At 68.4% G+C, this 22,788-nt stretch carries 21 protein-coding genes; 8 read left to right on the forward strand and 13 right to left on the reverse strand.

Translation table 11 applies throughout. From position 1 onward, the window contains the following. Nucleotides 1-250 precede the first annotated feature (250 nt). The 5 genes from ASD47_RS19635 to ASD47_RS19655 all read left to right on the forward strand — a co-directional run bounded on the left by ASD47_RS19635 (nucleotide 251) and on the right by ASD47_RS19655 (nucleotide 5,632). Complete coding sequence (locus ASD47_RS19635) at nucleotides 251-1,789, forward strand: FAD-dependent monooxygenase (RefSeq protein ID WP_056760110.1); 1,539 nt, start codon at nucleotides 251-253, stop codon at nucleotides 1,787-1,789. Nucleotides 1,790-2,317: 528 nt separating this feature from the next. After that, a complete protein-coding gene (locus ASD47_RS19640; RefSeq protein WP_056760113.1) occupies nucleotides 2,318-2,893 on the forward strand; it encodes a YbhB/YbcL family Raf kinase inhibitor-like protein in 576 nt (191 codons plus the stop codon). 104 nt (nucleotides 2,894-2,997) lie between these two features. Next, nucleotides 2,998-3,576, forward strand: coding sequence for a hypothetical protein (locus ASD47_RS19645; RefSeq protein WP_156402327.1), 579 nt, complete (start codon nucleotides 2,998-3,000; stop codon nucleotides 3,574-3,576). Further along, entirely contained in the window at nucleotides 3,573-4,748 is a 1,176-nt protein-coding gene (locus ASD47_RS19650) for a zinc-dependent alcohol dehydrogenase (protein ID WP_056760118.1), read from the forward strand. The genes ASD47_RS19645 and ASD47_RS19650 overlap by 4 nt, the downstream gene beginning before the upstream one ends. Nucleotides 4,749-4,816: 68 nt before the next feature. Then, nucleotides 4,817-5,632 (forward strand): cyanophycinase, encoded by an 816-nt coding sequence (locus tag ASD47_RS19655; protein WP_056760120.1) that lies wholly within the window; start codon nucleotides 4,817-4,819, stop codon nucleotides 5,630-5,632. A 77-nt stretch (nucleotides 5,633-5,709) separates the two neighbouring features. On the opposite strand, the gene ASD47_RS19660 is transcribed toward ASD47_RS19655, so the two are convergent. The 4 genes from ASD47_RS19660 to ASD47_RS19675 form a co-directional block, all read right to left on the reverse strand. Next, entirely contained in the window at nucleotides 5,710-6,645 is a 936-nt protein-coding gene (locus ASD47_RS19660; RefSeq protein WP_162251685.1) for a methyltransferase, read from the reverse strand. A gap of 150 nt (nucleotides 6,646-6,795) precedes the next feature. Then, a complete protein-coding gene (locus ASD47_RS19665; RefSeq protein WP_056760125.1) occupies nucleotides 6,796-7,011 on the reverse strand; it encodes a hypothetical protein in 216 nt (71 codons plus the stop codon). Nucleotides 7,012-7,277: 266 nt separating this feature from the next. Then, nucleotides 7,278-8,177, reverse strand: a complete 900-nt coding sequence (locus tag ASD47_RS19670; RefSeq protein ID WP_056760128.1) for an SDR family oxidoreductase — start codon at nucleotides 8,175-8,177, stop codon at nucleotides 7,278-7,280. 213 nt (nucleotides 8,178-8,390) lie between these two features. Beyond that, nucleotides 8,391-10,691: a TonB-dependent receptor gene (locus tag ASD47_RS19675; protein WP_056760130.1), complete on the reverse strand. Its 2,301-nt coding sequence runs from the start codon at nucleotides 10,689-10,691 to the stop codon at nucleotides 8,391-8,393. 222 nt (nucleotides 10,692-10,913) lie between these two features. Here ASD47_RS19675 and ASD47_RS19680 point away from each other — a divergent pair, with 222 nt between their 5' ends. Continuing rightward, nucleotides 10,914-11,393, forward strand: coding sequence for a MarR family winged helix-turn-helix transcriptional regulator (locus ASD47_RS19680; protein WP_235525960.1), 480 nt, complete (start codon nucleotides 10,914-10,916; stop codon nucleotides 11,391-11,393). 33 nt (nucleotides 11,394-11,426) lie between these two features. On the opposite strand, the gene mhpT is transcribed toward ASD47_RS19680, so the two are convergent. The 9 genes from mhpT to pobA all read right to left on the reverse strand — a co-directional run bounded on the left by mhpT (nucleotide 11,427) and on the right by pobA (nucleotide 20,185). Further along, nucleotides 11,427-12,644: a 3-(3-hydroxy-phenyl)propionate transporter MhpT gene (gene mhpT, locus ASD47_RS19685; protein ID WP_056760135.1), complete on the reverse strand. Its 1,218-nt coding sequence runs from the start codon at nucleotides 12,642-12,644 to the stop codon at nucleotides 11,427-11,429. Nucleotides 12,645-12,708: 64 nt separating this feature from the next. Next, nucleotides 12,709-13,890: a 3-oxoadipate enol-lactonase gene (gene pcaD, locus ASD47_RS19690; RefSeq protein ID WP_056760137.1), complete on the reverse strand. Its 1,182-nt coding sequence runs from the start codon at nucleotides 13,888-13,890 to the stop codon at nucleotides 12,709-12,711. Then, nucleotides 13,890-15,038: a 3-carboxy-cis,cis-muconate cycloisomerase gene (pcaB, locus tag ASD47_RS19695; protein ID WP_056760140.1), complete on the reverse strand. Its 1,149-nt coding sequence runs from the start codon at nucleotides 15,036-15,038 to the stop codon at nucleotides 13,890-13,892. Before pcaB ends, pcaD begins: the two co-directional genes overlap by 1 nt. 21 nt (nucleotides 15,039-15,059) lie before the next feature. Then, complete coding sequence (pcaG, locus tag ASD47_RS19700; RefSeq protein WP_056760142.1) at nucleotides 15,060-15,710, reverse strand: protocatechuate 3,4-dioxygenase subunit alpha; 651 nt, start codon at nucleotides 15,708-15,710, stop codon at nucleotides 15,060-15,062. Then, nucleotides 15,703-16,410, reverse strand: a complete 708-nt coding sequence (pcaH, locus tag ASD47_RS19705) for a protocatechuate 3,4-dioxygenase subunit beta (protein WP_056760144.1) — start codon at nucleotides 16,408-16,410, stop codon at nucleotides 15,703-15,705. Before pcaH ends, pcaG begins: the two co-directional genes overlap by 8 nt. 9 nt (nucleotides 16,411-16,419) lie before the next feature. Beyond that, nucleotides 16,420-17,619 (reverse strand): 3-oxoadipyl-CoA thiolase, encoded by a 1,200-nt coding sequence (gene pcaF, locus ASD47_RS19710; RefSeq protein ID WP_056760145.1) that lies wholly within the window; start codon nucleotides 17,617-17,619, stop codon nucleotides 16,420-16,422. After that, entirely contained in the window at nucleotides 17,616-18,275 is a 660-nt protein-coding gene (locus tag ASD47_RS19715) for a CoA transferase subunit B (protein WP_056760147.1), read from the reverse strand. The genes pcaF and ASD47_RS19715 overlap by 4 nt, the downstream gene beginning before the upstream one ends. Further along, nucleotides 18,275-19,003, reverse strand: a complete 729-nt coding sequence (locus ASD47_RS19720) for a CoA transferase subunit A (protein WP_162251691.1) — start codon at nucleotides 19,001-19,003, stop codon at nucleotides 18,275-18,277. Before ASD47_RS19720 ends, ASD47_RS19715 begins: the two co-directional genes overlap by 1 nt. 6 nt (nucleotides 19,004-19,009) lie before the next feature. After that, nucleotides 19,010-20,185, reverse strand: a complete 1,176-nt coding sequence (pobA, locus tag ASD47_RS19725; protein WP_056760151.1) for a 4-hydroxybenzoate 3-monooxygenase — start codon at nucleotides 20,183-20,185, stop codon at nucleotides 19,010-19,012. Nucleotides 20,186-20,334: 149 nt separating this feature from the next. Between pobA and ASD47_RS19730 the strand changes: the two genes are divergently transcribed. Together ASD47_RS19730 and ASD47_RS19735 are read left to right on the forward strand one after the other, a co-directional pair. Next, nucleotides 20,335-21,225, forward strand: coding sequence for a helix-turn-helix domain-containing protein (locus ASD47_RS19730; protein WP_056760153.1), 891 nt, complete (start codon nucleotides 20,335-20,337; stop codon nucleotides 21,223-21,225). A 115-nt stretch (nucleotides 21,226-21,340) separates the two neighbouring features. Continuing rightward, nucleotides 21,341-22,753, forward strand: a complete 1,413-nt coding sequence (locus ASD47_RS19735; protein WP_056760155.1) for an aldehyde dehydrogenase — start codon at nucleotides 21,341-21,343, stop codon at nucleotides 22,751-22,753. The last annotated feature ends 35 nt before the right edge of the window (nucleotides 22,754-22,788 follow it).

The following is a 22,788-nucleotide window of genomic DNA, read 5'->3' on the forward strand; positions in this document are numbered from 1 at the left end:
GGAGCTTAGCGGATTTCTCGATAGGACTGATTGAAGCGCGACAGCCGCCCCGCTATGTAACCGGCGTCGGAAAAGGCAGATTTGGTCTGGTCAGCCCAAATCCTTTCGGTAACGAAAGCTCTGGTCTTTGGCTTCGAGCCTGGGATCCCCACGGCGAACCCTGGACGCTCTGGCGAGCGCCCGTCGTTCGTCCGCGCGGTCTCAAGCTTGAGGAACGCTCCGGTCGAACATCTTCGACCAAGGAGTGTCCATGCCTATCCATCATCCCTCCACCCATGACGTCATTGTCGCCGGCGCCGGCCCGGTTGGGCTCTTCCTCGCCTGCGAGCTCAGACTTGCCGGGGTTTCCGTGGTGGTCCTCGAACGGGCTGCGGATCCGCGGTCTCCGCTGAAGGGGCTGCCGTTCGGCATGCGCGGCCTGTCCGCGCCGACGCTCGAAGCCCTCGATCGCCGCGACCTCCTGACCGCGATTGAAGCCGCACAACGCGTCAACGCGTCCTCCGGCGCCGCCAAGGCCGCGTCGCACTGGATGCAGGCGCCCCGCCGCCCCGCGGGCCATTTCGCAGGCATCCAGTTCTTCCACGAGGATATCGACACCGCGCGTTGGCGGTATCGACTGCCGAGCCCGGCGGGCCTCACCCTGGCCGTTGACATGCACGCTCTCGAAACGGTCCTCGCCGAGCGGGCGACCACCATGGGCGCCGAGATCCGGCGCGGCCTGGAAGTCGAGAGCTTCGACCAGTCGGACGAGGGAGTCGCTGTCCAAGCCGGGGGCGAGCGCTTGCATGGCCGATGGCTGGTCGGATGCGACGGCGGCCGCAGCCTGGTGCGCAAGGCCGGCGGCTTCGTCTTCGCCGGCACGGGCCCCGAGTTCACCGGCTATTCGGTCGAGGTCGAACTGGCCGATCCAGACGCGCTCGCCCCCGGGCGAACCTACACCGCGACGGGGATGTACACCTATGCGAGGCCTGGGGTGATCGCGATGGTCGATTTCGACGGCGGCGCCGCTCATCGCACCCAGCCGCTCACGCCTGATCATGTGCAGGCGGTGCTACGCCGGGTCTCGGGCGTGGACGTGACCCTGACCGCCCTTAAGCTGGCGACGACCTGGACCGACCGGGCCTTCCAGGCGACGCAATACCGCCGGGCGCGCGTGTTGCTGGCGGGCGACGCTGCGCACATCCATTCGCCGCTCGGCGGGCAGGGGCTGAACCTCGGCCTCGGCGACGCCATGAACCTGGGCTGGAAGCTCGCCGCCGTTATCTGCGGCGAGGCGCCCGTTGGGCTGCTCGACAGCTATGGCGCCGAACGCCACCCAGAGGGCGCCCGCATCCTGGATTGGTCGCGCGCCCAGGTGGCGCTGATGCGGCCGACCCCGAGCACCCGTGCGCTAGAAACCATCATCCGCGACCTCATCGCCACCCGCGACGGCGCCACCTACTTCGCCGAGAAGGTCTGGAATACGTCGTTGCGCTACGATCTCGGCGGGGACCATCCGCTGGTTGGTCGGAGCGTGCCCGAGTTCGCTTTCTTGGAGGGCCCGAGGACGAGCGACCGCCTACGCGACGGGAAGGCCCTGCTGCTCGACTTCGCTCCCGGCGCACCGCTTCGGTCGGTCGCGCGCCGCTGGCCAGGGCGGATGTCCTATGCCGCCGGCGAGCTCGCGGATCGGCTGGGCCTAGGCGCCGTGTTCGTCCGTCCAGATGGCGTCGTCGCCTGGGCCAGCGAAACCGCCGGCGATGATGGAGGTCTGTCACGGGCGGCTTCGCGCTGGATCGGTGAACCGTGAGCGAGGACCTAGCGCGTCGACGAGCGCTCCGTCCCCGACCAAGCCGCGGCGAGCGGGCTCACGGCCGCCCTCGTGCCGGCTCGGCCATCGACCTCTCGTTGCTCGCTAAAGGAGAGTGACGCCGTCCCGCGCGCCAACATTTGATGGTCTCCGGCTGGCCGCCCGGCGTGAAATGCAACCTCAGCAACGCATCCGCACTAGTCTTACGCACCGCCGAAGCGATGGCCTGCGAGCCTCGTCCCAAACTTCCGCGGGGCAAAGGCCCTGGCGTCCCCGACGCCGGGGCCGCTTTGCGGCGCATGACCGGAACCGGGCGTCACGCGGGACTTTAGGGACGACGCGCAACTGCGGGACCGGGCGGCGGGAGGCCTGGCGTTGATGACGCAAGCGTGTGACGCGCCCGCAAGGCGCCCTGGCGGCTCAGCGGAACCTGAGGCCCACGACCTGAACGTCAATTGGCGTTCGCGCGAACCGATCGCTCGCGGGGCGGTTGGTCTGATCCGGAAGATCGGCGCCGGAGGTCGATAAATGCTTGAGAAGATTCCACGTGGCCTGGGCCATGCCCTTCGAGGTGTTCGCGCTGGCTTCGAGACGATCGCCAGCGAGACGCCGGCCCTGTCCGGGATCGAAGACGTCATCGCGCTGGAAAGTCCCGCTTTCGAAGATGGTGGCTCGATCCCGCCGCGCCACACCGCCGATGGCGAGGGACTGTCGCCGCCCTTGTCGTGGAGCGCTCCGCCACCGACCAGCAAGGCCTTGGTCCTGCTGGTCGAGGACCCCGATGCGCCCAGCCCGGAGCCCCTGGTCCACCTGCTGGCCTGGGACCTTCCGCCGACGCTGCGGACCTTGCCCGAGGGCCAGTTCGCGAGTCCGGACCATGGGGGATTGGACGAGGTTCTGGGGCGGAACGCCTATCTCCGGGCCGCCTGGCTGCCGCCCGATCCGCCCCGGGGACACGGCCCCCACCTCTATGTGTTCCAGATTTTCGCCCTCGCCGAGCGACTGAACTTCGACGGCCATCCCGGCTGGTCGCGGGTGCTGGCCGGCATGGAGGGGCGAGTGCTGGCCAAGGGTCTGCTCCTTGGTACCTACGAGCGGCCCTGAACGCTGTCCCTGTGACCGTGCACGGCGGCTTCAACAAATGTTGCCTGCCGGAACGGGAGACGAGCGTGAGGGGCTTTTGATCCACCGTTGTTCAGGAGTTGGCCGTGTCGATCCAGGAACCCACCTCGTTTGTTCCGCGTCCCAAGAAGGCCGCGGACTCAGGCCGTGTCGCTGGCGAAGATCGCGGCTGGACGCCCGGCCGGGAAGCGGCGCTGGACGCGGCGACGCCTTCCAAGACCTTCCGCCTGCCGGGCGGCAAGACCCTGACCGTGGCCACCGACCGCGTCCGCGCCGCGCCCGCCGTCACGCCCCAGGTTTCCTTCATGCTGGGGCAGAACGCCATCGGTCTGGGCCTGTGGGGCCTGCTGGCCCCCAAGGGCGTCAATCGCTTCCTGGGGCTGAAGAGTTCGCCGCAGGTGACGCAAGCCCTGTTCGGGGCGCGCGAGATGGCGACGGGCATGGCGCTGTTTTCCGACCCGACCAAGGCTTCGGTGCTGTGGGCGCGGGTCGCCGGCGACCTGTTCGACATCGTCCTGCTGCGATCGTTGAACCGGCGCGACAATCCAAAGCGCGCCAACGCCAGGCTGGCCCTCGGCGTGGTGTTGGCCGTGACGGCGCTGGACGTCGTCGCCGCTGTCCGCATGTCGAGCGTCAAGCGCAACTGCGAGGGAGCACGGCCATGAAGGCGATCTGCTGGCAAGGCAAGAAGGACCTCCGCTGCGAGGAGGTGCCCGACCCGATCATCCAGGATCCGAAGGACGCGATCGTCCGCGTCACCTCGACCTGCATCTGCGGCTCGGACCTGCACCTGATGAACGGCTTCGTGCCGACCATGTGCGTTGGCGACGTGATGGGCCACGAGCCGATGGGCGAGGTGGTCGAGGTCGGCGCCGAGGCCCGGGCCAAGGGGCTCAAGGTCGGCGACCGAGTGGTGGTGCCGTTCCAGATGATCTGCGGCGAGTGCGAGCAGTGCCGGGCGGGCAACTATTCGGTTTGCCAGGTCACCAACCGCAACGCCGACCTGGCCAAGGCCTTCTTCGGCGACACCACCGCCGGGCTGTTCGGCTACTCCCACATCACCGGCGGCTATGCTGGCGGGCAGGCGGAGTACATGCGCGTGCCGTTCGCCGCGACCACCGTGGTCAAGGTTCCCAAGGGCGGAGCGGACGAGAAGTACCTGTTCCTCAGCGACATCCTGCCGACCGGCTGGCAGGCGGCCAAGTTCTGCGACATCCAGCCGACCGACACCGTGGCCGTGTGGGGCTGCGGCCCGGTCGGGCTGTTCACGATCCAATCGGCGCTCGTCCAGGGCTCCAGGCGGGTGATCGCCATCGACGACGTGCCCGAGCGGCTGCGGATGGCGGCCAGCCTGGGCGCGGAGGTCCTCGACAGAAGCCAGGCCAAGGTGATCCCGACCCTGAAGGAGATGACCGGCGGGCACGGGCCGGAAAAGTGCATCGACGCCGTGGGCCTGGAGGCGCACGGGCCCACGCCCGTGCTGGAGCTGGTCGACCGCGTCCAGACCGCGCTGAAGCTGGAGACCGAACGCCCGATCGCGCTGCGGGAAGCGATCATGGCCTGCAAGGCCGGCGGCATCGTCTCGATCCCGGGCGTCTATGGCGGGCTGTCGAACATGATCCCGATGGGCGCGGCCATGAACAAGGGCCTGACCCTGCGCACCGGCCAGACGCACGTGAAGCGCTGGGCCGACGACCTGCTGCGCCGTATCGACGAAGGCGAGATCGACCCGACCTTCGTGGTCACCCACACCGTGCCGCTGGGCCGCGGGCCCGAGATGTACAAGACCTTCCGCGACAAGAAGGACGGCTGCGTCAAGGTCGTGCTGAAGCCCTGAGCCCACGCCACCAGCGATCGCTCGCCGCGGGCCTTCGTGGCGCGAACCGAGGACGAAGGAGACGAGACTTGACGGGACCGGGTCGCAAGGGGCCGCTGATCATCATCGGCGGTCATGAGGACAAGGAAGGCGAGAAGATCATCTTGCGGGCAGTGGCCGAGCGGCTGGACGGCGGGCGGCTGGTGCTGGCGACGATCGCGTCGCGCGCGCCGGAAGGTTACTTCGAATCCTACCAGAAGGCGTTCGCGGATCTGGGCGTCGAGCAGCTCAGCGAGCTCTATGTCGACGATCGAGGCGAGGCCCATGACCCCGAAAAGCTGGCCTTGCTCGACGGCGCGACCGGCGTGTTCTTCTCGGGCGGCGACCAGCTTCGCATCAGCAGCCAGATCGGCGACACGCCCATCGAGCGACGGATCCGCGAGATCTGGAATCGCGGCGGGGTGCTGGCTGGCACCTCCGCTGGGGCCTCGGTGATGAGCGACACCATGATGGTGCGCGGCTCGAGCGGCGAGACCCATCGCATCGGCGACCTGCAGATGGCGCCGGGGCTGGGCCTCGTCCGCGACGTGATCATCGACCAACATTTCGCCGAACGCGGCCGTATCGGGCGCCTCCTGGGCGCGGTCGCCCAGAGCCCCCGAGTCCTCGGTTTGGGCGTAGACGAAGACACGGCTTTGGTGCTGGAAGGGCACGACTTCACCGTGATCGGCAGTGGCGGCGTCTATGTCGTCGACGCCGAGGGGGTGACCGCCTCCAACATAGCCGAGGCCAAAAGCGACCGCGCCCTTTCGATGCTGGACGTTCGTCTGCACGTTCTAGCCGATGGAGATGGTTTCGACCTGCGGGCGCGCCGTCCCCACGGCCAGCCGACGCCGGCCGACTAGAGCATCGCGCGAAAAAGTGGACGCCGGTTTTCCGCAAAAGCGATGCGAAAACAAATCTAGAGCAAGCCGTGCGATTCTTATATCGCGCAGCTCGGTCGATCGATCACGGCACCGACCGCGGCGATCCGTTCGGCGTCGGCATAGGCGGGGCGGCAGAGTTCCGAGCCGAAGACGTCGGGATCCAGTTCAGCATAGCGCATAGAGCAGCCTCGCGCTTCGACCGCCGTTTCCAGGCGTTCGTGCAAGACATCGACTCCGCCGCGCAGGATGGCGCTGCCGGTGTACAGGATCAGTCGCCCGCCCGGAGAGAGCCGCTCCATGCCGGCCGTCGCCCAATCCAGGGACAGGCGCGCGCCGTGCAGGTCGCCGCCGTCCTTGTAGGCGCGCCCCGACGCCCCGGCGATGTATGGCGGATTGCAGACGATCAGGTCGACGGCGGGCGGCGCGGCGTCGAGGCCGGAGGCAAGCGGCGTCTCGACGGGAATTCCGGCGAAGGCGGCGTTGGCGCGCGCCAGGCGAAGGGCTCGTGGATTGACGTCGCTGAGGATGACCCGGGCCGCGGGCGACTGCCGCGCCGCGATGAGCCCGCCAGCGCCGGCGCCGGTTCCCACGTCAAGGATCGTCCGTAAGCCGCCGGTTGGACGTTCCCGGGCGATCAGGTCTGCAAACCTGTAGGTGTCGGGCCCCAGGAAGACAGCGTCGACGCCCTCGGCCGGAAAGGCCGAGTGCACAAAAAGACCACCGTGCACCGTCGAAACGCGAACCGTGCACCGCCATCCGAGATCGTCTTGCACGAGGCCGTCGATACGCCGAAGGATCGCCAAGAGTTCCGGATCGAGAGCGGCGATCTCGAAAGGCCGGTTCCAGCCGAAGATGTCGCGCAGATCGGCTGGCCGCTCATCCAGACGTTCGAACATGCGCCGGGCGGTCGAGCGGTTTGGGGAGACGAACGCATAGTTGCGCGCCGAAAGCGCGTGGAGAAGGTCGGTCAAAGCGTTGAGGTCTTGAGGCATGACTATCCGCATCGGCCAGAAGAAACGTGTCAAACGCCGAACCGGCCGATCGTCTTTTCGCTTTTGCTTGTTGCCGCTTGGAGGCTCGCCAAGAAGCCGATCGCGAGGCCGCAGCGTTTCCGGTGGCGATCCGCGCACACGCGGCGGGTTCTAGGCTTCCGTGACGTGCGTTTGGCCTTGCCTGGAGAGAACCGCGACGCAGGCCTCGCCGACCCAGATTTCCACGTGATCACACGAGGGGTGGTCCTCCAGCAGCTCAAGGGCGTGGGCGGTCGGATCCGGGCAGGCGTCGGCTTCACCGATATCGAGGAAGGTCGCCCCGTCGCTGCGACTTCGCGCGACGGAGGTGTAGAATAGGTCAGTCACCCGAACGAGCCTCCAATCGAAAACGGGGCGTTGGGGAAAGACTGGAAAGTCCAATCGGTTGCGGCGACTAACAAACGTTACTAATCGGACGTCGCCGACATAGGTCGCGATGGCGTCGGGCGCGGCCGGCGCTACCGTCAGGGGAGCAGGATCATAAGGGCGACAAGAGGTTTCTGCCTCCAGCCGCCCTTGAGCCTTGATGATGGCGAGCGTCGCGCCCTGTCGGGAACGAGCCGTGCAAGGGCCTGCGTTTGCGAGTGCGACGATCAGGCGATGCCGGCCCCGCCGGTGACGCCGTAGACCTCGCCGGTGATGTAGCTGGCCTCCTGCGAGGCCAGCAGCACGTAGACGGGGGCGATCTCCACCGGCTGACCCGGACGCCCGAACTGGGACTGCTCGCCAAAATGCTGGACCTTTTCCTGGGTCTGACCGCCGCTCGGCTGCAGCGCCGTCCAGAACGGTCCCGGCGCGACGACATTGGCCCGCACGCCCTGTTTGATCAGCTGCTTGGCCAAGGCCTTGGTGAAGGCCACGATGCCGGCCTTGGTGGTGGCGTAGTCGAGCAGCGTGTCGGACGGCTCGTAGGCTTGCACCGAGGCGGTGTTGATCACCGCCGCCCCCGGCCGCAGGTGCGGCTTGGCCGCCTGGGTGATCCAGAACAGCGCATAGAGGTTGGTCTTCAGGGTCTGGTCGAACTGGTCGCTGTCGATCACCTCGATGTCGGGACGGCTGACCTGCTTGCCGGCGTTGTTGACCAGGATGTCGAGCCCGCCCAATCCCTCGACCGCCTTGGCGACCAGGTCCTTGCAGAAGGCCTCGTCCTTGATGTCGCCAGGCAGAGCGATCGCCTTGCGCCCCGCGGCCTCGATCAGGGCGATCACCTCGCGCGCATCGCTCTCTTCGCTGGGCAGGTAGCCGATGGCGACGTCGGCGCCCTCGCGTGCATAGGCGATGGCCGCGGCCCGTCCGATCCCGGAATCCGCCCCGGTGATCAGCGCCTTGCGACCGATGAGTTTTCCGCTGCCGCGATAGCTTTCCTCACCATGGTCGGGCTGAGGATGCATCTTCGCCGCCAGGCCCGGCGCCGGCTGCGGTTGGGGCGGGAAGGGCGGCTTGGGGTATTGCGCGCGTGGATCCTGCATGCGCAGGCGATCGTCCTGTGTCATCGGGGGGCTCCGGTCTCTTGGGACACCTTCCAAACGACGTCGCCGACGCGCTGTTCCGCCGGATCGTGAAAGGGCTGCGAGTCCGTCGGTCTCGCCGGCGGCCTGGCCTCGGCGGGGAAACCGGGAGGCCAACGCCTTCGGCGAACCCGGGCGGGGATCATCCCGCCCGGGGTCGCCAGCAGCTTGCCCGCGAGCGCAAGACTTGGACGAGGATCAGAACTTGCGGCTCAAGCTGAGACCCCATTCACGGGGGCGGCCGAAGCTGGCCTCCTTCAGGCCAAAGCCGCTCGAAGCGTTGCCCGACACCATGTAGCGCTCGTCCGACAGGTTCGTGCCGAACAGCGCCGCCTGCCAGACCCTGTCGGGCGAGGCGTAGGCCAGCCGTGCGCCGAACAGGTCGTAGCCCGGCTGGGTCAGGTCCGGATCGTTGGCCACGTCGTTGTAGACGGTGCTGTAGCGCGTCCAGTCGACCCGGGCGGTCAGGCGACCACCCCCCGGCAGTTCGCGGCCGTATTCGACGCCGCCGTTCAGCGTCCACTTGGGCGCCTTGACGAAGTGGGTGGCCAGGGTGATCGGCAGCACCTGCCCCGCCGCCAGGCCGGAGCCGACCTCGGTATATTTGGCGTCCATGTAGCCGCCGCCGAAATTGAAGCTCCAGTTGGCGGTCGGCTTGGCCTGCAGTTCGACCTCGACGCCCTTGACCTCGCCCGCCGCGGCGTTGGCCACGAAGTTGCGCGGCGTCTGGTTCACCGTGACCTGGATGTCCTGGTAATCGCTGAAATAGCCGGCGACGTTGAGGATCAGACGGCGGTCCAGCCAGGCGGTCTTGGCGCCCGCCTCGTAGGTCAGCAGGGTTTCGGGTTGGTACTCGGTGACCTCGCTGGCGTCGTTGAGCGGCCGGGCGTTGAAGCCGCCGCTCTTGAAGCCCTTGCCGACCGAGGCGTAGAGCAGCACGTCAGGCGTGGCCTTGAACTCCAGGCCGACCTTGGGGGTGAACGAGTTCCAGGATCCGCCTGGCCTGACCTGGGCGATCACGCCGCCGTCGCGGATGCGGCGGTGGTCGAGTACGTAGTCCTTCTCGTCCCGGTTATAGCGGGCGCCGACCGTGGCGCTGAGGCGATCGGTCAGGCTCAGGCTGCCTTGGGCGAACAGCGCGTAGGTGGTGCTGGTCACCTTGGTGTAAACCGCCGCCGACGGGCTGTAGGGGGGCGGCGACGCTCCCGGCGCCAGGCCGAGCGCCAGCTTGGCGTAGCCTGAATCGGTGCCGCGCTCCTGGAAGACGTAGGCCCCGGTCACCCAGGTCAGGCGCTCGCCGAACGACAGGCCGCTGAGCTGGAATTCCTGGCTGTATTGGGCCTGGACGTCGTGATTGAACGTTTCACGGAACGTGAAGGGCGTGTTGTCGCCATCGCGGGCGAAGGTCGCTTTCAGGCCGCGCACGGCCGTGATGCTCTTGAAGCTGATCTCGCCCAGGTTCCAGTCCACCGTCGCCGAGCCGCCCCACAGGTCCAGATCGTTGATATTGGGGCCCGTGCCGTAGGTCGTGAACGGGCTGTCGGTCAGGAACGACGTGTTCAGCGTCCTGGCCCCGTTCGGCGCGGTGATCCCCAGGCCGGGCGCGACATAGGTGTTGAAGTTGGCCATGAACGGCCCGACCGCGAAGCCGGGGACGGCGCCGATCACCAGCAGTTTCTGCGGCGCGGAGTGTTCACGCGCTCGCGTATAGTCGGCGGACAGGCTGACGGTCACCGCGTCGGAGGCTTCCCAGCGCAGCTGGGCGCGGGCGGCGGTGGCGTTGCGGTCGCCCAGGTCGTCGCCGGTCAGCAGGCGCTTGCCATAGCCGTCGCGGGTCAGGCGGGCCGCCGAAAGCCGAACCGCGACCTTCTCGCCGAGCGGTATATCCACGTGACCCTTGACGTCCAGCCGGTCGTAGCTGCCCGTCACCCCCTCGATCTTGCCGCCGAACTCGTCCTTCGGCTGGTCCGTGGTGATGATGACCGCGCCGCCGATGGTGTTCTTGCCAAACAGCGTGCCCTGCGGGCCACGCAGCACCTCAATACGGCTGACGTCGAAGGCGTCCAGCGTGCCGCCGATCGAGCGGGCGTAGTAGACGCCGTCGACATAGACCCCCACGCCGGGGTCGCTGAAGATGGCGAAGTCGTTCTGGCCCACGCCCCGGATGAAGACGGTGGCGTTGTAGTTGCCGCCGCTCAGCGCCGCCGCGCCGTCGAAACGGATGCTCGGGGCGAACTTGGCGATCTGGTCGACGCTCTCGACGCCCCGGCTTTCCAGCGCCTCGCCGGCGAGGGCGGTGACGGCCACGGGGGTGTCCTGCAGCCGCTCCTCGCGCCGGCGGGCGGTGACGACCACTTCCTCGATCTGGACGGCGGGCGTTTCGGCCTGGGCGGCGTTCTGGGCGAAGGCGGGCGACGCGACCGCCTGGACCCCGGCGGCGGCGCAGATCAGCAACCCTCCGGCGCGCAGGCGGCCGGAAGTCTTCTTATTCCTGGGCATCAGTTTCCTCCTCATACGTCGATTTTTCCCGACGGATCCCGAGGTGTCCGCCGGCACGCGCATTTTGTTATGAGTACTAACTATTTCAGATCATGATTGTATGCCACATACAATCATTGATGAGCAGGCTGGCGTCCATTCGAAGAACGCTGTTGCGCGATGGCCACTGGCGGCGGCTGGCGTCGCCGCCGCGAATCCGCGCGGCGTGGTACGAGGATGGAAATGACGGGAAAGAGCCGGATGATCGAGGCGAGCGGGCGCAAGGAAACCATCGAGTCCGTCTCGCTGGGCGGCCTGGAGACCACGGTCGGATTCCTGCTGCGCCTGGCTCAGGTTGCGGTCTTCAAGGATCTGCTGGCCGCGCTGAAACCGTTCGACCTGCGCGTCACCGATCTTTCCGTCCTGCTGGTCATCGAAGCCACGCCCGGCCTGCAGCAGCGCGCCATCGGCGAAGTGCTGCGTATCCAGCGTCCCAACCTGGTGACCATAATCGACCAGCTCGAGGCCCGTGGGCTGGTGCGGCGGGGGCCGGTGCAGGGCGACCGCCGCGCCTACGCCCTGTCCCTGACGAAAGAGGGCGAGGCGCTGCTGCAGGAGGCCAAGATCGCGCACGCCCAGCACGACCGCAAAGTCCTCGACGCCCTCGGCGACGTCGACAAGGCGCAGATGCTGGCGGCTCTGGAGCGGATCGCCGCCCTCTGATTTCGCGTCGAGGGCGCGTGGACCGTGGAGGGGTCAGTCGTCCGAACGGGGACGGGTCGCCAACCAGAGGCTGACCAGGCCGCCCGCGGCGATGACCGGCACCAGCGCCAGCAGCACCTGGTTGGAGGATCCGCCGGCCCCGATCAGAGCCGCGGCCAGCAGGGGGCCCGCCGCTGAGCCGAGCCGTCCCATGACCACGCCCGCGCCAACGCCCGTGCCGCGCAGGCGGGCGGGATAGAAGCCCGGCGCAAGGCCATAGACCACCGACTGCACCCCCGACACGGTGGCGCCCAACGCCGCGCCGACCACGAGGAACACCGCCAGCGAGGCCGGCGCGCCGGCCGCCACCGTCACCGCCGCGGCCGATGCGCCGAACGCGCCCAGGATCGTCAGCGTGCGCCAGCGGCGGTGATCCATCAGCCAGCCCGTGGCGACGCTGCCGGCCGCGCCCGCCAGGTTGAACGCCATCTGGATGAGCCCGGCGTCGGGGCGGCTCAGGCCTCGCCCGATCAGCAGGGACGGCAGCCAGCTGAGCAGCAGGTACATGATCAGCAGGGCCAGGAAGAACGCGGTCCACAGGAGCAGGGTGGTGAGGCCTCGGCCGTCGCCGGTGAGGGCCTCGACGAAGCCCGACTTCTGGTCGCCGACGGTGGCGACCTGGGCCTTGGGAGAATTGGGCAGCAGGGCCAAGGCCAGCAGCAGGGCCAGCAGCGGTCCGACGCCACCGACGAAGAAGATCATGCGCCAGTCCGAGGGATGCGCCCCGGCCAGGCTCACGAGGCTGGCCATGGCGCCGCCGCAGGGCATGCCCGCATAGAGGAAGCCGACGGCGCGTCCACGCAGCTTGGGTGAAACGCTTTCGGCCACGATGGCGATCAGGTTGGGCAGGGCGCCGCCCAGGCCCACCCCGGTCAGGAAACGGGCCAGCAACAGGCTGTTCAGATCATGAGCCAGGCCCGTGGCGATCGACAGTATGCCGAACGCCGCCACCGACACGAGCAGCGTGGCCTTGCGGCCGAAATAGTCGGACAGCCGCCCGCCGATCGCGGCGCCCGCCATCAGGCCGAAGGTGCTGATGCTGAAGAACCAGCCGAGATCCTCGGGTTTCAGGTGGAGGTCGGGGGCCAGGCGCGGCGCGGCGACGCCGGCGGCCTGGAGGTCGAACCCCTCGAACAGCGCCAGAAGGCAGCAGACCGCGACGGTGATGAGGCCGCCCTTGGCCCGGGACGCGGATTGTTCGCCAATGGTCATCGGGTCTCCTGGTGTTTCCTCGACGTCGAACTCTGCGGCCCGATCGGGTTGGTGTTCGTTCAGATCAGCCGAGCTTGGCTATCACCTCGGCCGCTTCGGTGAAGGCGGTGTTGGCGGCGGGCACGCCGGCATAGATGGCGATCTGCATCAGCACCTCCTTCAGCTCGTCCTGGGTGAAGCCGCCCTGTTCCAGGCCGGCGCGGACGTGGAGGCGGAATTCTTCCCAACGGGCCAAACTGGCGCAGATCGCCAGCACCAGCAGCCGGCGCGTGCGATGGTCCAAGCCGGGGCGGCCCCAGATCTCGTTCCAGGCGTAGCGGGTGATCATCGCCTGGTAGTCGGCGGTGAACGCCGTGCGCTTGGCCAACGACTTGTCGACCCAGGCGTCGCCCAGCACCTTGCGTCGCGTGACCAGACCCGCTTCGAACAGGACGTCCTTGGCGTCGCGAACGGCGGTTCCGTGGAGAACCTCGGCCAGGAAGCCGCGCACCGCGCCGGCAAGGGCGGCCGGAGCCTCCAGGCTGGGCAGATGGGCGCCCTCGACCACGGCGTGACGGGCGCCCGGGATGGCTGAGACGATCCGTTCGGCATGGCCTTCGAACGGTGTCGCCATGTCCTTGGCTCCGGTGAGAACCAGGGTCGGCGCGGAGATGGCTGGCAGGGCCTCCAGCAGGGCCATGTCCCGGATCGCCGCCCCGCAACCGCAATAGCCATCGGGGTTCTGGGCCAGCATGCCCGTGCGGACGGTTTCGACCACCTCAGGATGCTTGGCGCGGAAAGCGTCGGAGAAGAAGCGGCCCATCACCGCCTCGACGATGGCGGAGAGCCCCTCGGCGCGGATCAGGGCCAGGCGCTGGTCCCAGGTCGAGGGATCCATCGCCGGCGAGGTGCAGGCCAGCACCAGGGCCTCGACCCGTTCAGGGGCCTTCGGCGCGAGCGCCATGGCGATCATCGCGCCCAGCGAGGTGCCGCAGATCGACGCCTTGGCCGCGCCCGCAGCGTCCATCACCGCCAGCACGTCGTCGGCCAGGAGGTCGAGGCTGTAGTCGCCGGCCGGCGCGTCCGAGGCGCCGTGGCCGCGGGTGTCGATGCGCAGGACGCGGAAGTCGGGCGTCAGCATCGGCACGACCAGGTCGTACAGCGAGAGGTCGCAGCCGATCGAGTTCAGCAGCACCAGGACGGGCTTGTCGGCCGCGCCGTCTGCCCGCCAGTAGATCCGGGCGCCTTGCGAGAGGGCGAAGGGCATCAGCGGTCCTTTCGGTAGGCGGTGAGGGCCCGGCTGACCAGGGCCACGGACTCGCCGGTGTCGGCGCCAATCCGCGCCGCCGTCAGATTGGCGGCCATGCGGCCCGTATCGATGTCCAGACCCTCGACGACGACGGCCATCGCCGCCACAGCGCCGTGGGTCAGTTCGAACAACTCGGCCAGAACGGGGCCCTCGGCCTGCCAGCCGCCCAGCCCGCGCTCGTGCTGCTGGGGCAGGGCGGCCACGATGGTCGCAGCCAGATGCGGCGCGCGAATCGCGGCCGAGAGCGCGACCTGACAGCCGGTGGGATTACGCTTGTGGGCCATGGCCGAGGAGCCGCCGCGTCCGGCGACCTTGGGTTCGAAGGCCTCGGAGACCTCGGTCTGGGCCAGCAGCGTGATGTCGCCGGCGATCTTGCCGACCGCGCCGGTCAGGATGGCGAGGCTGGAGGCCAGGCCCGCCAGGCCTTCGCGGCGGGCGTGCCATGGCGTTTCGGCCGCGGGCAGGCCAAGCAGGGCGGCCAGGCGTTCGGTGACGTCCTGGGCTAGACCGTCCAGGCCGGCCAGCGAGCCTGTCGCCCCGCCCAGTTGCAGCTGGATGGCGGCGGTCTCCCGCTCGAAGCGGGCCAAGGCGCCGGCCACGCCCTGCAGCCAGCCGGCGACCTTGAGGCCGAAGGTGATGGGCTGGGCGGCCTGTAGCAGCGTTCGGCCCAGCATGGGCGTGGCCTCATGCCGCTCGGCAAGGACCGCCAAGGCGTCGGCGAGACGTCGGGCGTCTCGGACCACCAAGGCGGCGCCGACCTTGGCCTGCAGCATCAAGGCCGTGTCGGCCAGATCCTGGCTGGTCGCGCCCTTGTGGACCAGCTTGGCGACGTCGGGATCTGGGATCCGTTCGCGGATCAGCGCGATCAGCGGGATCGCTAGGGTTCCGGCGTGGGACGCGGCTTCGGCCAGGCCGTCGACGTCCGGAAGCTCGGCGCAGGCGGCCGTGATCGTCTCGGCCGCGACGCGCGAGATCAAGCCTGCCTCCGCCTGGGCTCGGGCTAGCATGGCCTCGAACGACAGGGCCGCCCGCAACAGGGCCTCGTCGCCGAACGCGGTCAGCATTTCGAGCGTCGAGGCCGGACGGTCGCGCAGCAGACAGCTCAAGACGGCGACTCCCTTTCAGCCTCAGATGTCGAAGAAGACGGTTTCGCGGTCGCCTTGCAAGACGATGTCGAAGCGCCAAACCGCGCCGGCCTTGCAGGCGATCAGAGTCTCACGGCGCTCGGCGGGAACCAGGGCCAGGATCGGGTCGGCGGCGTTGGCGGCCTCGTCCTCGAAATAGAGCCGCGTCGCCAGCCGCTTGATCACGCCGCGCCCGAAGACGCTGACGGCGATGTGCGGCGCCTGGCGGGCGTCGACGCGGCCGGGGCGAATGGTGAGGAAGCGATAGACGCCGTCCTCGCCGGTCGAGGCGCGGCCCCAGCCGATGAAGCCGATGTCGCCGGATCCATCGACATAGCGACCGGCCGCGTCAGCCTGCCAGATCTCGATCATGGCGTCGGGCACGACCTTGCCGTCGGCGTCCAGCACCACGCCCTCGATGACGATCGGCTCGCCCTCGACCTCGCCCTTGGCGCTCGGAGAGGCCAGCACATAGTGCTCGACCGGGAACAGCTCCGGCCGCGCGCCGATGTCGCTGTCGCCGATCAGGTCGGCGCAGCCCTTCCAGGGCAGGCCGTAGTGGAAGAAGGGGCCCACGGTCTGGGAGGGGGTCTGGCCGAACAGGGCCGGATCCTGGTTGTCGCGGCGCGGGGCGGGATTGACCTGGTCAATCATGGTGGTCGTCCTCGAACGGCGTCCCGTCCCGGCCGCGCAGCACCACGTCGAACAGGTAGCCCAGGGCCCAGTTGGGCTGCGTGGTCTCGATGTCGAAACGCGAGACCAGGCGCTGGCGATAGGGCAGGGGAACGGCGTTGGCGATCGGGTCGATCTCGATCAGCGGATCGTCGGGGAAGTACATCTGGGTAACCAGCCGCGTGGCGAAGGCCGGTCCCAGCAGCGACAGGTGGATGTGCGCCGGCCGCCAGGCGTTGTGGTGGTTGCCCCACGGATAGGCCCCCGGCCGGACGCTGACGAACTGGTAGCGGCCCTCGTCGTCGGTGATCACGCGGCCCGCGCCGGTGAAGTTGGGGTCCAGCGGGGCGTCCCACTGGTCCTTCTTGTGGATGTAGCGCCCGGCGGCGTTGGCCTGCCAGATCTCCACCACGGTGTTGGGGACGGGGCGGCCGTCCTCGTCCAGGACGCGACCCGAGACGATGATCCTCTGGCCCTGGGGCATGGCCTTGTGCTGGGTCGTCAGGTCCGCCAGCGCCCCGCCCATCAGGCGCGACCAGGCGTTGGCGGGGCCGGTCGTCTCCGTCAAGGTGTGCGGGATCCTGACCAGGGGCTGGCGCGGTGAACGCGGGACGGTCGAGGCGTAGGGCGCATGCAGCGACGGCGGCTGGCTGGCGTCCTCGCGTTTGAAGCTCTGGCTCATCAAGGTTTCCTAGACGCGCTCGAAGGCGAGGGCCGCGCCCTGGCCGACACCGATGCAGAGCGTGGCCAGGCCGCGCTTGCCGCCGGTGGCCTCCAGCTGGCGTAGGGCGGTCAGGACCAGCCGCGCGCCCGAAGCCCCCAGGGGATGGCCGAGCGCGATGGCGCCGCCGTTCGGGTTCACATGGGCGCCGTCGTCAGGCAGGCCCAGCTGGCGCAGGACCGCCAAGCCCTGGGCGGCGAACGCCTCGTTCAGCTCGATGGTGTCGAAGTCGCCGATCGAGAGGCCGGTCTTGGCCAACAGCTTGCGAACGGCGGGGACCGGGCCGACCCCCATGACGCGCGGCGGCACGCCGGCGGCGGTGTAGCCGGTGATGCGGGCGCGTGGGGTCAGGCCGTGACGCTTGACGGCGCCCTCGGAGGCGATGACCAGGGCCACCGCACCGTCGTTGACGCCGGAGGCGTTGCCGGCGGTGATCGTGCCGCCCTCGCGGACGACGGGCTTCAGCTTGGCCAGCGCTTCGATCGTGGTCTCGCGCGGGTGCTCGTCGCGGTCGACGATGGTGGGGCCGGTCTTGCCGGGGATCTCGACCGGGGCGATCTCGCCGGCCAGGAAGCCGCTGGCTTGGGCGGCGGCGGCGCGCTGCTGGCTACGCAGGGCGAAGGCGTCCTGATCCTCGCGGCTGACGCCATGGTCCGCCACGACGTTTTCGGCGGTCTCGGGCATGGAATCCACGCCATAGGCCTTGCGCATGGCGGGATTGACGAAGCGCCAGCCGATCGTGGTGTCGAAGATCCCGGCATTTCGCGAGAAGGCGCTGTCGGCCTTGCCCATCACGAACGGCGCGCGGCTCATGCTCTCGACGCCGCCGGCGATCAGCAGGTCGTTGTGGCCCGAGGCGATGGCGCGGGCGGCGTAGCCGATCGCCTCCAGGCCCGAGGCGCACAGCCGGTTGACCGTGACGCCCGGGACCTCGACGGGGAAGCCCGCGAGCAGCAGGGCCATGCGGGCGACGTTGCGGTTGTCCTCGCCGGCCTGGTTGGCGCAGCCCAGCACCACTTCGTCGATAGTGGCGAGGTCGAGGTTGGGGTTGCGTGCGGCCAGGGCCCTCAGCGGGATGGCCGCCAGGTCGTCGGCCCGCACCTTGGCGAGCGCCCCGCCATAGCGGCCGATGGGTGTGCGGATACCGTCGCAGAGATAGGCCGTGGTCATTGGAAGGCTCCCGGATCGAAGGCGGCGCGGGTCTTCGCCCGCACCTCATCCAAACGAACGTTTGGCGCCAGTTCAATGAGTTTCAGGCTTTTCTCCCCCGTGGGTCCCCGTCGCTCCAGGTCGAAGACGCACAGGTCGGTGATCACCATGTCGACACAGCCGGCGCCGGTCAGGGGCAGGGCGCAGCGCTCAAGGATCTTGCTCTCACCGGCCTTGTTGGCGTGGTCCATGACCACGATCACCCGCTTGACGCCGGCCACCAGGTCCATGGCCCCGCCCATGCCCTTCACCATCTTGCCGGGGATGGTCCAGTTGGCGATGTCGCCGTTCTGGGCCACTTCCATGGCGCCCAGGACCGTAAGATCGATATGGCCGCCGCGGATCATGGCGAAGCTCTGGGCGCTGTCGAAGAAGCTCGAGGTCGGCAGCTTGGTGATGGTCTGCTTGCCGGCGTTGATCAGGTCCGGATCGGCCTCGCCCTCGTACGGGAACGGGCCCATGCCCAGCATGCCGTTCTCGGACTGGAGCGTGACGTGCACGCCCTCGGGAATGTGGTTGGCCACCAGGGTCGGAATTCCGATGCCCAGGTTCACGTAGAAGCCGTCCTGCAGCTCGCGCGCGGCGCGGGCCGCCATCTCGTCGCGGGTCCAGGCCATCAGACGGTCTCCGTTTCGCGAGGACGGGTGGTCAGCTTCTCGATCCGCTTTTCGTTGATCGTGCTCAGGATGATCCGATCGACATAGATGCCCGGCGTGTGGATGCTGTTGGCGTCCAGCTCGCCGGCCGCGACGATCTCCTCGACCTCGACGATGGTGACCTTGCCAGCCGTGGCCATCACCGGGTTGAAGTTGCGGGCGGTCATCCGGAACATCAGATTGCCTTCCGGATCGGCCTTCCAGGCCTTGATGATGGCGAGGTCGGCCCGCAGCCAGGTCTCGCGCACATAGGTCTCGCCCTCGAAGTCCTCGACCGGCTTGCCCTCGGCCACCACCGTGCCCACGCCGGTCTTGGTGTAGAAGGCCGGGATGCCGGCGCCGCCGGCGCGGATGCGCTCGGCCAAGGTGCCCTGCGGGTTCAGCTCCAGCGCCAACTGGCCCGACAGATAGAGCTGCTCGAACAGTTTGTTCTCGCCGACATAGCTGGAAATCATCTTCCTGATCTGGCCGTTGTTCAGCAGCATCCACAGGCCGAAGCCGTCGGCTCCGCAGTTGTTGCTGATCACGGTCAGGTTCTTGACGCCCGTGTCCTTCAAGGCGGGTATCAGGGTCTCCGGATTGCCCGACAGGCCAAAGCCGCCCGACATCAGGGTCATGCCGTCGAAGACCACGCCCTCCAGGGCGGCCGCGGCGCTCTCGTAGATCTTGTTCTTCATGGAACGCTCCAGAGCCTTCTAGACCAGGGGAAGGCCGACATAGTTCTCGGCCAGCGTCACCTGGGCGGCGCGCGAGCCCTTGATATAGGCGAGTTCGGCGATCTGCATCTTGCGGTCGAAGCCGTCGCGGTCGGGGAAGCGGTGGGTCAGGCTGGTGAACCACCAGGAAAACCGCTCCGCCTTCCAGACCCGGGCCAGGGCGCGGGCCGAATAGCCGTCGATCCCGGCTTTGGAGCGCTCGTGGTAGTGCTCGACCAGGGCCTCGGACAGCATGATTACGTCGGAGACCGCAAGGTTCATGCCCTTGGCGCCGGTGGGCGGCACGATGTGGGCGGCGTCGCCGGCCAGGAACAAGTGGCCGTACCGCATGGGCTCGGAGACGAAGCTGCGCAGGGGGGCGATCGACTTCTCGAATGAGGGGGCGCGAACGATGCGCGCGGCGGCCTCGGGGCCGAGGCGGATCGAAACCTCGTCCCAGAAGCGGTCGTCTGGCCAGTCCTCCAGGCGATCGTCGAGCGAGCACTGCACGTAGTAGCGGCTGCGGGTCGGCGAGCGCATCGAAGCCAGGGCGAAGCCGCGCTCGTGATTGGAATAGATCAGTTCGTGATCGCAGGGGGGCGCTTCGGTCAGGATACCCAGCCAGCCGAACGGGTAGACCCGCTCGAAGGTCTTCAGCACGTGGGCCGGGATCGCCGCCCGGCTCACCCCGTGATAGCCATCGCAACCGGCGATGAAATCGCAGTCCAGCCGATGTTCAGCGCCGTCCTTGCGCCAGGTGACGTGAGGCCGGTCGCCGTCGATGTGGTGCAGCTGGACCTCGTCGGCGTCGAATACGATCCGCAGGTCGCGCTGCTCGGCGGCGTCGAACAGGTCCTTCATCACCTCCTGCTGGCCGTAGACCATCACGGTCGAGCCGCCGGTCAGTTCGGCCATGTCGATGCGAAACATCTCGCCGTCGCTGGCGAGATTGGTTCCGGCATGGACGAGACCCTCGCGCCGCATCCGGTCGCCGACGCCCAGACGGTCCATCAGGTCGACGGTGACCCGCTCCAGCACGCCAGCGCGCACGCGGCCCTCGACATAGGGGCGGTCCTTGCGCTCCAGGATCACCGCGTCAATCCCGGCCTGTGTCAGCAAGTGGCCGAGGAACAGCCCGGCCGGGCCCGCGCCGATGATGGCGACCTGGGTTCGCACGATGGAGCTCTCCGCCCTGACGCCGCTTCCCGCGACTTGCGGACAAGGTTGACCTCGACGCTGCGCCATGGGGATGGACAGAGCATCACAAAAGTTGGACTTTTCGATCGGGCGCGCGAGCGAACCAACGCCGCTGTGGAGTATCGAACTTGGCTCAAGGTCCCACCGTTCCGAGCTTTTTCCTCTTCGGTGAACCCCTTCGGACGGTGGAGGGCAAGTTCATCCATCTCGAAGAGTTGGACGATCGCACCAGGCCCAACGACTGGAACATCCGCGCTCACGCGCACGCGGATCTCAACCATGTGTTCCACATCGCGGCCGGAGGCGGCGTCATGGACGTGGATGGCGACACCATCGCCTTCGCCGCGCCCTGCCTGGTGCTGGTCCCTTCGGGCCGAGCGCACGGCTTTGCCTACGAGGTCGAGACGGCTGGATCGGTGCTGACGATCGCCGACAGTTATCTACGCGACCTGACCGCCCGCGAGCCGGCGTTCGCAAACCTGTTCCGGGCGCCGCGTCAGTTGCCGCTCGATGCGGCATCCGGGATTGCGTCCTCGCTGGGCGAGTTGTCGCGAGAACTGGTCTGGACCGCTCCTGCCGGCGGCGCGGCCGTCGAGGGACATCTGCTGACCATCCTGGTCGAGGTCCTGCGGAGGCTGGTTCGGGACGAGGCCGCCGCACCCGCCCTGCAGGGCGGGCATGTCACGCTGGTCGCCCGGTTCCGCGAACTGGTCGAGGCGCACTATCGCGAGGGCTTGCCCATTGAAACCTATGCCGGGCGACTTGGCGTGGCGGTGGCGCGCCTTCGCGCCGCCTGCCTGCGGGCGGCGGGCGCCTCGCCACTGCGGCTGGTGCAGGATCGGCTGTTGCTGGAGGCCAAGCGCGCGCTGCTGTACTCGAACATGACGGTCGCGGAGGTCGCCTATCACCTGGGCTTCGAGGACCCCGCCTATTTCTCGCGCTTCTTCGCCAAGGCCGAAGGGGTTTCGCCCAAGCGCTATCGGGCCGAACGGGCGGCTCACGCCTCTTCGATCGGCTAACGACGGCTCGCGCCCAAGCCACGACTTGCGTACATTGTTTGCTTGGCGTACAAAATGGCGAGCGTACAAATAAACGGCGCCGTAAGGTGCTGTCGCGCCAAGGGAAGGAACGACCATGAGCTCGACCCAGGCCGTCTTCGAACGCCTCGACCCCGTCACTGGCGCGGTCGCCACGACATCCATCGCCATGACCGCCGATCAAGCGCGCGCGGCCGTCGACGCCGCTCATGCCGCCTTGCCGACTTGGAGCGCATTGGGCCCTAACGCCCGCCGCGCCTTGCTGTCCAAGGCGGCTGGGGCCCTGGAGGCGCGGGCCGACGACTTCGTCGCCGCGATGATGGGCGAGATCGGCGCCACCGAGGGCTGGGCGCGGTTCAACCTGATGCTGGCCGCCTCGATGGTCCGCGAGGCCGCGGCGCTGACCACCCAGATCAACGGCGAGGTGATTCCGTCCGACAAGCCGGGCTGCCTGGCCATGGCCGTGCGCGAACCGGTCGGCGTCATCCTGGGCATCGCGCCATGGAACGCGCCGATCATCCTGGGCGTCCGCGCGGTGGCGACGCCCCTGGCGTGCGGCAACACCGTCGTGCTGAAGGCTTCCGAAAGCTGCCCCCGCACCCATGGCCTGATCGCCGAGGCCTTCACGGCCGCCGGCCTGCCCGAGGGCGCGCTGTCGATCGTCACCAACGCGCCCCAGGATGCGGCCGAGGTGGTCGGCGCCCTGATCGATCACCCAGCGGTGCGGCGGATCAATTTCACCGGCTCGACCGCAGTGGGCAAGATCATCGCCAAGCGTGCGGCCGAGCACCTTAAGCCCGTGCTGCTGGAACTGGGCGGCAAGGCCCCGCTGGTCGTGCTGGAAGACGCCGACCTGGACGAGGCCGTCAAGGCCGCCGCCTTCGGCGCCTTCATGAACCAGGGCCAGATCTGCATGTCGACGGAGCGGATCATCGTCGTCGACGCCATCGCCGACGCCTTCGTCGAGAAGTTCGCCGCCAAGGCTTCCAGCCTCGCGGTCGGCGACCCGCGCGAAGGCAAGACGCCGCTCGGCGCGGTGGTCGACCTGAAGACCGTCACGCACGTCCAGGGCTTGGTGGCCGACGCTGTGAGCGCCGGCGCGGTCCAGGTCAGCGGTGGTCCGGCTCAGGGCGTGCTGATGCCCGCCACGGTCGTCGACAAGGTCACGCCCGCCATGCGGCTGTTCCGCGAGGAGAGCTTCGGTCCCGTGGTCGGCGTGATCCGCGCCCGCGACGAGGAGCACGCCATCGCCTTGGCCAACGACACCGAATACGGCCTGTCCGCTTCGGTCTTCACGCGCGACGTCGCCCGCGGCCTGAAGGTGGCGCGGCGGATCCAGTCGGGCATCTGCCACGTCAACGGTCCGACCGTCCACGACGAGGCGCAGATGCCGTTCGGCGGCGTCAAGGCCTCGGGCTACGGCCGCTTCGGCGGAAAGGCCGGCATCGACGCCTTTACCGAGCTGCGCTGGATCACGGTCGAGACCCAACCCGGCCATTTCCCGATCTGACGATATCATTCGACGCCTCGCGTCACCCGCTTCGA

Source organism: Caulobacter sp. Root1472, assembly GCF_001426985.1.
In the GTDB taxonomy this organism is placed as follows: Bacteria; Pseudomonadota; Alphaproteobacteria; order Caulobacterales; family Caulobacteraceae; genus Caulobacter; species Caulobacter rhizosphaerae.